The 11,576-nt window shown below is 40.4% G+C and carries 14 protein-coding genes; 8 read left to right on the forward strand and 6 right to left on the reverse strand.

Features of this window, described 5'->3' with window-relative positions; all coding sequences use genetic code 11:
* The first annotated feature begins 21 nt into the window (after positions 1–21).
* On the forward strand, positions 22–1,266 hold the full coding sequence (locus IEW05_RS05835; RefSeq protein WP_188536708.1) for an SIR2 family protein: 1,245 nt from the start codon (positions 22–24) through the stop codon (positions 1,264–1,266).
* Between the two features lie 163 nt (positions 1,267–1,429).
* On the opposite strand, the gene IEW05_RS05840 is transcribed toward IEW05_RS05835, so the two are convergent.
* From IEW05_RS05840 to IEW05_RS05855, 4 genes are all read right to left on the reverse strand, one after another.
* Positions 1,430–2,098 (reverse strand): Ltp family lipoprotein, encoded by a 669-nt coding sequence (locus tag IEW05_RS05840; RefSeq protein WP_229753275.1) that lies wholly within the window; start codon positions 2,096–2,098, stop codon positions 1,430–1,432.
* 59 nt (positions 2,099–2,157) lie between these two features.
* Complete coding sequence (locus tag IEW05_RS05845) at positions 2,158–2,370, reverse strand: hypothetical protein (protein WP_194434094.1); 213 nt, start codon at positions 2,368–2,370, stop codon at positions 2,158–2,160.
* A gap of 44 nt (positions 2,371–2,414) precedes the next feature.
* Complete coding sequence (locus IEW05_RS25905) at positions 2,415–2,648, reverse strand: aspartyl-phosphate phosphatase Spo0E family protein (protein ID WP_188536712.1); 234 nt, start codon at positions 2,646–2,648, stop codon at positions 2,415–2,417.
* Between the two features lie 145 nt (positions 2,649–2,793).
* Entirely contained in the window at positions 2,794–4,197 is a 1,404-nt protein-coding gene (locus IEW05_RS05855; RefSeq protein WP_188536714.1) for a fibronectin type III domain-containing protein, read from the reverse strand.
* 225 nt (positions 4,198–4,422) lie between these two features.
* On the opposite strand from IEW05_RS05855, the gene IEW05_RS05860 reads away from it, so the two are divergent.
* From IEW05_RS05860 to coaD, 4 genes are all read left to right on the forward strand, one after another.
* A complete protein-coding gene (locus tag IEW05_RS05860) occupies positions 4,423–4,815 on the forward strand; it encodes a YhjD family protein (protein ID WP_188536716.1) in 393 nt (130 codons plus the stop codon).
* A gap of 11 nt (positions 4,816–4,826) precedes the next feature.
* Positions 4,827–5,087 (forward strand): YolD-like family protein, encoded by a 261-nt coding sequence (locus tag IEW05_RS05865; protein WP_188536718.1) that lies wholly within the window; start codon positions 4,827–4,829, stop codon positions 5,085–5,087.
* Between the two features lie 800 nt (positions 5,088–5,887).
* On the forward strand, positions 5,888–6,484 hold the full coding sequence (gene rsmD, locus IEW05_RS05870) for a 16S rRNA (guanine(966)-N(2))-methyltransferase RsmD (RefSeq protein ID WP_188536720.1): 597 nt from the start codon (positions 5,888–5,890) through the stop codon (positions 6,482–6,484).
* Positions 6,481–6,987 (forward strand): pantetheine-phosphate adenylyltransferase, encoded by a 507-nt coding sequence (gene coaD, locus IEW05_RS05875; RefSeq protein WP_188536722.1) that lies wholly within the window; start codon positions 6,481–6,483, stop codon positions 6,985–6,987. The genes rsmD and coaD overlap by 4 nt, the downstream gene beginning before the upstream one ends.
* Here the strand turns inward: coaD and IEW05_RS05880 are convergent, their stop codons facing one another.
* A complete protein-coding gene (locus IEW05_RS05880) occupies positions 6,988–8,205 on the reverse strand; it encodes a nucleoside recognition domain-containing protein (RefSeq protein WP_188536724.1) in 1,218 nt (405 codons plus the stop codon).
* Between the two features lie 135 nt (positions 8,206–8,340).
* On the opposite strand from IEW05_RS05880, the gene IEW05_RS05885 reads away from it, so the two are divergent.
* A complete protein-coding gene (locus IEW05_RS05885; RefSeq protein ID WP_188536727.1) occupies positions 8,341–9,366 on the forward strand; it encodes a YlbL family protein in 1,026 nt (341 codons plus the stop codon).
* On the opposite strand, the gene IEW05_RS05890 is transcribed toward IEW05_RS05885, so the two are convergent.
* Positions 9,356–10,600, reverse strand: coding sequence for a nucleotidyltransferase (locus tag IEW05_RS05890; protein WP_188536728.1), 1,245 nt, complete (start codon positions 10,598–10,600; stop codon positions 9,356–9,358). The genes IEW05_RS05885 and IEW05_RS05890 overlap by 11 nt on opposite strands.
* A gap of 189 nt (positions 10,601–10,789) precedes the next feature.
* Here IEW05_RS05890 and IEW05_RS05895 point away from each other — a divergent pair, with 189 nt between their 5' ends.
* Both IEW05_RS05895 and rpmF read left to right on the forward strand, forming a co-directional pair.
* Positions 10,790–11,305 carry a YceD family protein gene (locus IEW05_RS05895; protein ID WP_188536730.1) on the forward strand — a complete coding sequence of 172 codons (516 nt, stop codon included), beginning with the start codon at positions 10,790–10,792 and terminating at the stop codon, positions 11,303–11,305.
* Between the two features lie 50 nt (positions 11,306–11,355).
* The gene (gene rpmF, locus IEW05_RS05900; RefSeq protein WP_127191826.1) at positions 11,356–11,529 is read left to right on the forward strand and encodes a 50S ribosomal protein L32; all 174 of its coding nucleotides are present in this window, start codon (positions 11,356–11,358) and stop codon (positions 11,527–11,529) included.
* The last annotated feature ends 47 nt before the right edge of the window (positions 11,530–11,576 follow it).

Consider the following 11,576-nt stretch of genomic DNA (forward strand, 5'->3'; position numbering starts at 1 on the left):
TTTACATGGGAGGTTCTTACAATGAGCAAAAGGATTCCTATAGCAGTATTTACTGGAGCGGGTGCATCCAGAGCTGACCCAATTTCGCTACCAACAATGAAAGAATTTTTTCAACAAATCATGGATGAAGAACATTATCCTAAATCTCCAAGAATAAGTGATCCTCAATATTTCAAATTTATATTTGATACTCTTTATGGAGAAGATGATAATTATGACCTGGAAAGAGTAATGGGCGCGTTGTATGAACTAAAAGAATTCACAAACAACGACTGTTGGTCATTATTTCAACACCCTATAATCTATACAACCATGTACGAAAATTTGGTTAATAAATTTGGAAGCCCGAGATATCCGAATAGCAACAGTGAAATAGGAGAGATAAACTTAATAAATTCACTATCGGATTCGGCAGAAAAAACTTATCAACTATATAAAGATAAAGCAGAAACATTAATTTTCGAGCTTGAAGATTTGATAAGAGAAAAATATGAAAGCATTCCGTTTGAATCAATTAGAGAAGTATATGAACCTCTATGGGATTTCTTAATTAAAATTAACACTATTAATCCTAGTAAAGAAAGCGCACCTTTAATTCCATTTTTCACTACAAATTATGATATGAGCGTTGATTGGTTTTTCAATCCTGAAAATGATTCTGACTTTGATATTCATGAGCGATGGGTGAATTCTTTAAAACATAATATTAGATATATTGATGGATTTGGAAAACGCGGTTGGGATATGAAAGAATATGAAAATATAAATGAAGGGTTAGAAAATACAGTGTTTGTTCCCTATTTCAAACTTCATGGATCATTATTTTGGGAGAAACGTGCAGGGAAAATTAAAATGGGAACTAATGTAGCAAATGATCGTCATGCTCCTAAAGATCTAATGTTGGTTTATCCTTCTGATAAGAAAGTACTTTTTGATGACCCTTATAGATTTAACCATCGAATGCTTGATCAGTATCTAAAAAGAATTGATAATTTATTGATCATCGGATTTTCGTTCAGAGACCCCGCATTAGTCAAATCTTTCGAAATAGCACTAATTGACAACCCTGAATTAACTATAAATATTGTTGGACCAATATTCAAAAATGAGGATTTCCCCGAAATGTCTGATTTCATAAATCGCCAAGAGAATTCAGGAAGAGTTTTTCATCGTGAATTTTACTTTGGCAGTAATGATTTCATTACATGGTTGGATGAACAGTATTTAATGGATATAGAAATCAAGCAACAGGTTACATTAAAATAGCAGATACATATTATATGCGCGGATGTTTGAATTTCGGATATCCATCCTAATCGAGATAAGCCAATCGACTATAGGTTAATGGCTTATCAACTTTACATTTACAACATATCCCAAATATATCATAAAGCCCACTAACCTATATGGTCAGTGGGCTTTTTTTATCTTATTCTAAATTATCTATCGCGTACTGGGCTTCTTTCTTGGTGAATTTTTCCCCGTATTCTGAAATCAATTGATCGTAAATAGCCGAATCTGACATACTCATAGTTTCAGCATATTGTTGTGCCTTTTTTAATGCATTTTCTTTCCAATCGGATTCAATGTTATCGATAGCATATTGAGCGGCTGCTGGTGGGAAATTCTCTCCATATTCAGAAGTCAACTGATCGTAAATGCCTGCCTTTGACATGTACATAGTTTGTGCATATAATTCCGCTTTCTTTAACGCTGCTTTATGTTCCCTAGGTACGCTTTCTTCCTTTGCCTTTTTCTCAGCTTCTTCCTTTGCTTTTTTCTCAGCCTCCTCTTTCGCTTTCTTCTCTGCTTCTAGTTTTGCTTTCTCTTCATTCTCTTTTTTCTCTTGTTCATCTTTCTTGACATCGTCTGTGGCGACTGCGGTCACTTCAGTTGCGGATTGATCATCTTTACTATCAGCATTATCAACCGTTGTACCAGGATCCGAAGCAACTGCAATTATGAAGATAACGAATAGAGCAGCGGATATAACAAATTGTTTTTTTGCCTTTCCATTCTTTTTAGCTGTTGAAACGATAGCTATTACTGTAAAAGTAATACATGCTAAAAAAGATATTAATCCAATAAACATCCACATGTTAAAAAAACCTCCTAGAATATGTATAATGGTAGTCTATCAGAACTAGGAAAATGTATCTATATCTTAAACTGAATAATCCTCGTTACATGTTCAATCTCTTTCAACGGTATCCAAACGATACCTTCAACTGTTCTTATCTTTACTCTCTTCGAATCGGCTCCCCAAGTTGGTCGGCCTAAAATAATGTTCCCGTCATCTATGGTTAAGACAGCATCATGACCTAATTTTACAGCTAGTATTAGTTCACGTAGCATATCCATTGGGATCACCTTCAATTATTTCTGAAGGAGCCGCTTTCGCGACTCCCTCTTGATTATCTGCCAGTTTTCTGTAGTTGATAATATTCGTTTATTGCTTTATCTAACTTCTCACTTAACTTTATGATTTCTTTATCAACTAGTTTTTTGTACGCGTATAATTGATTCAACTCCAAGCGGAGTTCTTCAATTATGTTGTAAAGACACACAAATCGAACATCTCCTAATAATAAAATATCTATATTAGACGTTCGCTGTGCACTTGCGTCCGTGTGCGCGGATCTCACCATAGTACTGTCCGCACCAGGACTAAAGTGATAATGTTTATTTCGATAAAAAAACTACTTAACACCTCCTAAATAGATAAATTATGTAAAATTAGATCGTGATTTGTGAACAAAAAAAGGAGCCGTATACACGGCCCCATGATTGTTGTTATTTACTTAATGTATATTCATCTACTTCAAAACTCAGGATGTTTTTAAATATTACATAGTCAACTCGTTTGCTGAATGGTCCTTTATTGTTGGTTTGTTTATCAATGCCGAAATTTGCCGGGCCAGTTCCGTTTTCTTTAGCATCGTACCAACTCAAGAAGGCTTGTACCTCACTAATTGATAGATCATATTCTTTCTCTAGGCCAGTTATTGTTGTGATAGTTAGAATAGCACGCTCACCCTTAGGCTGTGGGTCCGGGTTTGGATCAGGCTTAGGATTAGGTTCTTGTGCAGAACCATCTAGTACATCAAATTCGTAAACGGTTATTCCGATATTTTCGTAAGGATTTTCAAAGGAAACTGTTTTCACATTATTTACAGGTGTTGCTAAGCTAATTAATTGACCTTTATCACCTGATTTAAAAGTATAATTATAAGTAGTGATCAGATTTTTTGAAGCATCGTAGAATTTGATATCTAAATTAGCATTTGTTTTTAATTCTAGGGATTTTATTGAAATTTCATTTTGGAACTCATACCAACCGACTCTTTCGTTAGGCCCTAAAGGGGCTGACGTTGCATCTTTTCCGTCAGTCCACTTATCAATATCTGATATTGTGTGACCTATAGATTTTCCGAAATGCATCAGTTTACCTCTCAATAACCCTTCATAATATACCAACACTTTCTCGTTATTTGAATTGCTACTTTCTCCAGTGACATTGACACTTGTAACAACATAAAAATATTCGGTTCCGTTTGAGACAGAATCATCTGTATAGTTAAGCGTTGTAATTCCATTTTTAATTGTTTCAAATGGTCCATTCGGATTTGTTGACCGTTTAACTGTGTATGTGCTCGCTCCAACTCCTGTCTTCCAACTCAAATCTACAGATGATGGTTTAGCAAGAGTGATTAAATCAGAAGGGGCTGAAGGTATTTTAGGCACGACTTTATTGTCAAAAACATCAAATTCGTAAACGGTCATTCCAGCTTGTGTATTTGGATTTTGAAATGCTACAGTATGTACATTTGCGACAGGTGCCGGAAGATTAATAGTATTTACATTGGAGTGGTTATGATTATAAGTATCTATAATTTGATTGCTCTCATTGTAGAAAGTTACAAGTAAGGGTGCGTTAGATTTGATTTTTAGCGAGTCAATTGTTACTGTATCTTGGAAAGAGTACCAACCTACATACGACGCCGAAAGAGGTAGCGAAGTAGTTTCATTATCATCTGTCCATTTTTCTGATGTACCTTCAACTTTCAAATATTCATTACCCCAATTGAAGACTTTTCCTTGGAGCAAGCCTCCGGTATAAGCAAATGCATTTGCGTTCGGGTAGAGAAGCATAAATAAAAAACTGAAAATAACAGCCAAAGAAAAAAGTTTTTTCATTGTAATAGTCTCCTTTTTAATATTAATTGCACAACCTACGATACTTACATTGACAATCCATGTCTAAACATATTTGTCTATATCTGCAAATTAGTGTTTTAGTTCGCTATATCGCCACAAAAAGACCACCGAGGAATAAATCCAAAGTGGTCTTTTTTATGTTGAATAAATAACCTCAAAGAGTATATAATACAAACAAATGTTCGTATTTTGGAGGCGCATGTAATGAGCAAGGTCGCTAATGTTATAACAACAGAGGAACGTACTATGATTCGCGATTATATCTTGTTGCCACATCTTGAAAGCATGGTACAAAAAAGTTTAGACGAGATCGAATACTCCACAAATATCCTAAAGCGACTGTATCTAATGGCTGGACAGGTGGTACTTGATCAGATTGTAAATGAATCACGTAAGTCAAAAAGGGAGTTACAGCAGCGGAACATAAGGATGTTAGAGACTAAGCATGAGGGTTTTATTATTAACCATCACTATTTTTGTCGTGGGTATAACGATGTCTTTGGCATCACCAGAGATACTATGAAATCAGAGATCAGTATAAAGTTATCTCATTATATATATGATTTGGCTAGACACTTAAAATCGCAATCAACTTAGGAGGTAATCACATGTTTCCAAAGCCATCGAAAAAATACAAAGAGTCACGGCCCAAGAGGGACGATTTAGAGTTAGAAGAGTTAGCAGAGCGATTGATGGAAGCCAAGGAGAGTAACACACTCCTAACGTTCTCTGTGTGGCGTAGGGAGGACCATTTGACGGGGACTATTACTAATATGGACTCACGTACTCAAAGCGTTCATATAGCCGACAAAATGGGTGAGCTACATAAGGTCCCGTTTATTGATATATTAGCCGCTGAAAGTGAGTAAACGAAGATGACCACATAGGCGTTATGCTCATGTGGTTATTTTTAATATTATCTTGTCCACTTTTAGACCTGTAATTGTCCTCTTATAAGAATGTATCACATGTACAATATCCTTATATTGGTGGTCAATTTCAACTAGAGTAAGGTGGATAACTATAGATTGGAATTATATACACTCAGAATTAATACTATTAACTCGAGAGAAGACGCCCGGAATCTAATAAGAAATAATTCAGTAGGTTTTGATTCACCGTGTGATGTAGACATCATTACTTCAAGCGGTGTGGAAGAGTACTACATGGAACAATCAAATATTACTGGACTGAAAACTTTAATAATAGAAAGAAAATACACGTAAGCCCCGGACTAATCCGAGGCTTTTTTTGTTTCAGTATCACCTTTTATGAAATTTTATTATACATTTGGTCTACAACTGGTCTACAATCAAACTCTTTCTTCATTAAATATTGTCGATATTATTTAGAAGAAATCCTTATAAACAAAGGGTTTGTTAAACAAAAAAATTGGGCGCCCTTTACAGAGCGCCCTCATGGGAGAGGAGAAACCGGATGAAGAGCTTATGGGGAAACGTAAGTCTTCTCCGCGGTTGTCTACGACATTTGGTGATGTCGATAGTTTAAGTGTGGTCCGGTCTGACTCATTTTATACCTTGATAGTTTGAAAAATGTTATAATGATTCCGTTTTTAAATCTGCCAGTGATTGTGGTACGATATCGGCAGATAGACTGGCTATAGACTAATCGTTATAAAAGTTTCTGTTTAAAAAGGGTGTGATTAAGAATGAGAGTTATTTCGGGAAGTGCCCGGGGGAGAACGCTAAAGGCAGTTCCAGGTACAGGAACCCGTCCGACAACGGATAAGGTAAAGGAAGCTTTGTTCAGTATCATAGGACCTTATTTTGATGGCGGAGCAGTACTTGATCTGTTCGCAGGAACAGGTGGGCTTGGGATTGAGGCGCTAAGTCGTGGGATGGACCGTGCTGTGTTTGTTGATATGGACTTCAAAAGTCTTGAGACCATTCGAACTAATTTGAAGGCAACGAAGTTTGAAGAGCAAGCGGAAGTGTATAAGAATGATGCGGAAAGAGCGTTAAAGGCATTAGCAAAACGTGAGAATACTTTTGATCTGGTCTTCCTGGACCCGCCGTACCGTTTGAAGCATGGAGACAAGCTAATGGAGCAGATGGATAGTTTGGATTTACTTGAAGACCAAGCAACGATCGTGCTTGAACATGAGTCGTCTTTTGATTACCCGGATTCTTTCGGTAAATTTAGAGCTTGGCGTAAGGCGGAGTACGGAGAAGTGGCTATTTCAATTTATGTATATGATCAAGAGAGTCAATCGGTCCAGGCCGAGCAAGGAGGAATATCAACATGAGTAAACAGATGAGAGTAGCAGTATATCCCGGCAGTTTTGATCCGGTGACCAAAGGGCACATGGATATCATTCAACGAGCTTCCCGGCAGTTTGATAAATTGATTGTGGCGGTTCTGAATAATACGAGTAAAAGTCCACTGTTTAGCGTGGAAGAGAGAAAAGAATTGTTATCCTCGGCTACGAGTCATCTGGACAACGTTGAGATCGATAGCTTCCGTGATCTTTTGGTCAATTATATGGTTTATAAGCAAGCGGATGTCATTGTTCGAGGCATACGTTCGGTCACGGATTTTGAGTATGAGCTGCAAATTGCATCAACCAATCAAAAGCTAAACAGTGAAGTAGAGACGATCTTTATGATGACGAATCCTAAGTTTTCATACCTCAGTTCTAGTGTGGTGAAGGAAATTGCTAGCTTTCACGGAGATGTTAGCGATTTAGTTCCTACAGAGGTGGAGAAGGCACTGAAAAATAAGTACGATAATCCTCCAACAAAAAATTAGTTATTTATCGATGTGTTTTCGCCAAAACAGACCTAATACGAGAAATATTCCGATTAGTAGACCGAGCAGCCATGTTTGCCACTCTAACATCGTGATAGCTTGTCGCCAATTAGGCAGAAGGAATTCAGCACTTTTAATTGAGCCATTTGGATTGACTTCTATGCTTGCAGGTAGCACTCCAGTGAACCAAGTGAGGGGTTTCCAAAAGAGCAGCGTGAATATATATGCATAGATCCCGTGAAGAATACGATTACGCCAAAAATAGCTTCCTTTGATTCCGAGGGGTCCTAGAATAGCACGTACCTGAAGAATAGCACATAATCCACTCCATCCAAGTACTGCGCCTAGTAAAGCTGACTGAATGACCGGTGTTGTTGCAAGCTTGGCAATACTATAGGAACCTAGATGGGCCTCAAACAATCCGGCAACAGGAAACGCTGGGATCCCTGCTGGGAGGAACGATGAAATGACTTGGATGACGACTGCAAAAATAAGCATATACCCACCAGTGACCATCATCGTTTGTACACCAGAAATGACGGAATCGCCTAGTATTTTGCCGAAACCGCGACCATCTTCTCTGCGGACTTCTTCCATGTTCAGTAAGGCTAGTTGAAGCCTAGATGTTTTTTTGTGTTGAACTATTTTATCTTTTGGTGTTTGTACTTTGCTTCTTGAGGGTGAAAGGACATGTGAAGTGATTCCAGTAGCGAGTCCTGCAGCCCAATGTACGATTAATAGAAGTAGCCCTAACTCGGGCTTCCCGAGAAAGCCAGTTCCTATAACAACGATGACTAGCATAGGACTACTGAAGTGGGCTGCACTAGCCAGCTTCTCTGCCTCCAAGGTGGAGATTTTTCCTTGCTTATACAGAGTTGCAGTAGCTTCAGCCGCTGCCGGGAAACCGACCGTCATGCCGAGCGGGAGTACCCAGCCAACAGTACCTGGTAGTCCCAGTACTTTTCTTGTAAAAGGCTCGAGCAATGTACCTAAGCCTTGAGCAAAACCGCCAGCGAGCAATATTTGCGATAGAACGAGAAATGGAAGTAGTGCAGGAAAGACGATTCTCCACCATATGGTCAATCCTTGTCCGGATGCTTGGAAGGTTTCTGCTGGGGAGTAGACAATACAGAAGACTAACAGGGCAGCTACGGTTCCAAGCCCAATCGTCGATGCTAAGGCCCAGCGCCGCCCGTTTGCGAAGTTTTCGCGATTCATGAGTGTTCCCCTCTTTTGATTAGTTTTTTTCGGAAAAGTTAATTTTTGAACAACCCTATTAGTACATGCTTATGCGTGACTCGGATTCCACAGACCAAGGGATACTCCGTTACACTTGAAGGAGATGAATGATCAATGCAGCAATCAAGATCACGAATGATTAAATTTGGACTTTATTTGCTATCGCTTGTCATTTTAGTTTATGTGGTTGTGTATATGCCGACACCATATATGATCAATCAACCGGGGACTGCGGAGGAGCTTAAGCCGATGGTTAGTGTGCAGGGAGGGGATACCGAGGAGAAAGGGACCTTTATGCTCACGACGGTATCGGTTAGTTATGCTAATTTGGCGATGTTGATTACATCCCAATTTGATGCAAATGCTGAAGTGGTTCGTAAAGAGCCGGATCGAAATGAACAAGAGTATAAGACGGAGCAAAAATATTATATGAGTAGTGCGCAATCTAATGCGATTGTGGCTGCATATAACAAAACGAATGTCCCTTATGATATCGTTCCAGAATATGTATTTATCGTAGGGTTGTCTAAAACGATTCAGACTAAGGGCGATTTCCAATCGGGTGATATGATTACTAAATTAAATGGGACCCCCGTGGGTAAATTAGACGATTTGGCGACCTTGTTGGAGGGGAAAGTTGCGGGAGGTATTGTTCCAGTAGAACTGAAACGAGAAGGTAAAGTGCTGAATCAACAGGTTGAATTAGTAGAAATCGGCGGAGATAGTGGAATTTCCAAAGCAGGACTTGGTGTAAGTGTAGGGGAAGTACGTAAGATTAAACCCCGTGATCCTGGTAATGAAGTAACATTTGCTGATACAAAGATTGGTGGCCCGTCTGCTGGACTAATGTTCACGCTGGAAATTTATAATCAATTAACTCCTGGGGATTTGACTAAAGGCTACCGTATAGCGGGAACCGGTACGATGTCAGGGGACGGAACTGTTGGTGCAATTGGTGGGGTACAGTTCAAAATCGTTGCATCGAACCGAGAACACGCTGAAATATTTTTTGTGCCTGAAGCGAACTATAGTGATGCCAAAGCAAAGGCTGAGCAAATTGGGAGTACGATGAAGATCATACCGGTGAAGCATGTTGATGATGCACTGAAATACATTGAACAACTGGAACCTAAAGCATAATTGGTGGTTGACGATAATCTCTGAAAATAGAACCTTGTTGTCTCGTTTGCATGGCATTACCGTATACCGCAGATGCACGAAGATCTAGATCCAACTGAGGGTGCGACAATTCAGCCGCTCTTGTAACAATAGGAAGTGTAGATTTCTTCTTCATGGTCTTGAGTATTTCTCGTCCTGTTTCGCTGAATCCGAGCACGCGAAGATAACCCGGTCCTTCCGTTAATGCTGATCTAGACAGGGCCGAGCGCTTATTCTGCAACAGAACATGAAGTAAGGTACGCTGTAGCTTGGTGAGCGTGTAACGTTTAGTTTTAAGCTCTTGCAAGAGTGCGCTAACCGAAGGGTCTTTTAGCTCATATAGCGATTTCTTGATACGGTACTGCAGTCCTTCGGTCATTTCATGATGCTCTGCAAGCTCCTCGGGAGAACTTAGCAACAGACGATGAAAGAGCGGTTGGGTGAAGTTCTCCCATGTAACGGGGCCGCGTCCTGCCGTAAATTCACGTTCAAGAATGTCAACTGTAAATCGCGGAACATATGGAGAGATCGATTCAATGCCGCTGGTTCCAATAAGTTTACGCACGGCAGTGGCACTAGCGATGGATGCACTACGTGGCTCTGTATCACCGTAATCTGAGTTGGTTCGCCGTATGGTCACTGGCTCAATGCTGCTTCTAAGCCGCCGTAGTGCGATAAGATATTGCAGCCCTAGGCTATTGTTTGGTTGAGCTAATAGCGTTGTTATAGCCGTATCCCGGCCCCTATTGATTCCTGCTACGGCAAGTGTTTCTGCAGCCGCAGCGGCGAATGCTGCGGGGTAACTTGCGCCTGTAGCAAGCTGTTTCGCGAGCGCTACTCTTAGCGCTTCGCTCTCGTCCGCTAGATGCTCAGCGAGTGGAATCAGATCCTGGAGTTCGCCTGCTTCGCTGCCGAAGCACAGATGTGTCGTGACTCCGGTGGCTTCTAGCAACGCCACCGCACCATAAGCGAACCACTCTGCGGGCTGTGCCGCATATGCAACCGGGAGCTCCAGCACAAGGTCTACGCCAAGCTGTAGAGCCATTTCTGTGCGCGCCCATTTATCAACGAGCGCCGGCTCTCCGCGTTGCAGGAAATTACCGCTCATGACGGCGATCACGCCATCTGAACCCGTGTGACGTTTCGCCTCTGCGAAATGATAGGCATGGCCATTATGTAGCGGATTATACTCAACGATCAATCCGGTGATATTCAAGTCAGGTACCCACCTTTTTTATGGAGAGATTGTTTCTCTCCGCTCGATTTGTGCAATAATAGTAATATAACACGAAGAAGACATATTTCTGAATTTAGTTTCATATTTGGTAGATCAAAACTGTGTTAGTTGTTGACAAAACGGGCTAAAAATCGGTATAATAAATTTTGTTTGTTTGGAGTGATATTCATGAATTTTATTTTTCGTCAGGTGGCTTCATCCGATGTACCGATGGAACTCCATCAGGCCTTGGATGTCAGCAGTCTAGTCAAAGGACGTAAAGACATTACTGGTATTGGATCGCTTCAAGCCGATCTGCAGGCAAAACCTGCTGAAGGTGGCATTGTGGATGTCAGCGGTACCTTATCCGTGGAACTGGACATGTCTTGTTCCAGATGTCTCAAACCTTTGAAGCGCAAAGTCGATATCGAATTTGAAGAAAGCTTCAAACATAGCGACAATCCCGAGGCAAACTTACAGAATGAAGAAGAGGAACTCCGGTATGTTACCGAAGACCGCGTGGACTTGACTCCATATATCGAAGAATCCTTCCTTCTGAATCTACCGTTTGTCGCCGTATGTAAGGATTCTTGCAAAGGGCTTTGCCCGAATTGTGGAATTGACTTGAACGAACGGGAGTGCGACTGCAACAAGGATCGTATTGATCCACGGTTAGCAGCGCTGAGCGATTTTTTCAAACAATGAGATAAGAAGATTATCGAAATAGGTTTTACTTGATTAAGGAGGTGGGAACCATGGCAGTACCTCAACGGAGAACGTCCAAAACGCGCCGCGACAAACGTCGTACGCATTTTAAATTGGCTGTGCCGGGCATGGTAAAATGTGAACAATGCGGAGAAATGAAGCTTGCTCACCACGTATGCAAAGTTTGCGGAACATACAAAGCAAGAGAAATCATCAAGCAATAGTTTGAAACAGTTTTAAACTCAAAGTAGTACTTCATCTTCGGTGGGGT

Source organism: Paenibacillus segetis (genome assembly GCF_014639155.1).
Taxonomy (GTDB): domain Bacteria; phylum Bacillota; class Bacilli; order Paenibacillales; family Paenibacillaceae; genus Fontibacillus; species Fontibacillus segetis.

Excerpts from the sequence above, each read along its gene's own strand:
- IEW05_RS05880 (WP_188536724.1), bottom strand. The coding sequence starts at position 8,205 with ATGAATCGCGAAAACTTCGCAAACGGGCGGCGCTGGGCCTTAGCATCG.
- IEW05_RS05860 (WP_188536716.1), top strand. The coding sequence starts at position 4,423 with ATGAGCAAGGTCGCTAATGTTATAACAACAGAGGAACGTACTATGATT.
- coaD (WP_188536722.1), top strand. The coding sequence starts at position 6,481 with ATGAGTAAACAGATGAGAGTAGCAGTATATCCCGGCAGTTTTGATCCG.
- IEW05_RS25905 (WP_188536712.1), bottom strand. The coding sequence starts at position 2,648 with ATGGTGAGATCCGCGCACACGGACGCAAGTGCACAGCGAACGTCTAAT.
- IEW05_RS05835 (WP_188536708.1), top strand. The coding sequence starts at position 22 with ATGAGCAAAAGGATTCCTATAGCAGTATTTACTGGAGCGGGTGCATCC.
- IEW05_RS05865 (WP_188536718.1), top strand. The coding sequence starts at position 4,827 with ATGTTTCCAAAGCCATCGAAAAAATACAAAGAGTCACGGCCCAAGAGG.
- IEW05_RS05885 (WP_188536727.1), top strand. The coding sequence starts at position 8,341 with ATGCAGCAATCAAGATCACGAATGATTAAATTTGGACTTTATTTGCTA.
- rpmF (WP_127191826.1), top strand. The coding sequence starts at position 11,356 with ATGGCAGTACCTCAACGGAGAACGTCCAAAACGCGCCGCGACAAACGT.
- IEW05_RS05895 (WP_188536730.1), top strand. The coding sequence starts at position 10,790 with ATGAATTTTATTTTTCGTCAGGTGGCTTCATCCGATGTACCGATGGAA.
- IEW05_RS05855 (WP_188536714.1), bottom strand. The coding sequence starts at position 4,197 with ATGAAAAAACTTTTTTCTTTGGCTGTTATTTTCAGTTTTTTATTTATG.
- IEW05_RS05840 (WP_229753275.1), bottom strand. The coding sequence starts at position 2,098 with ATGTGGATGTTTATTGGATTAATATCTTTTTTAGCATGTATTACTTTT.
- rsmD (WP_188536720.1), top strand. The coding sequence starts at position 5,888 with ATGAGAGTTATTTCGGGAAGTGCCCGGGGGAGAACGCTAAAGGCAGTT.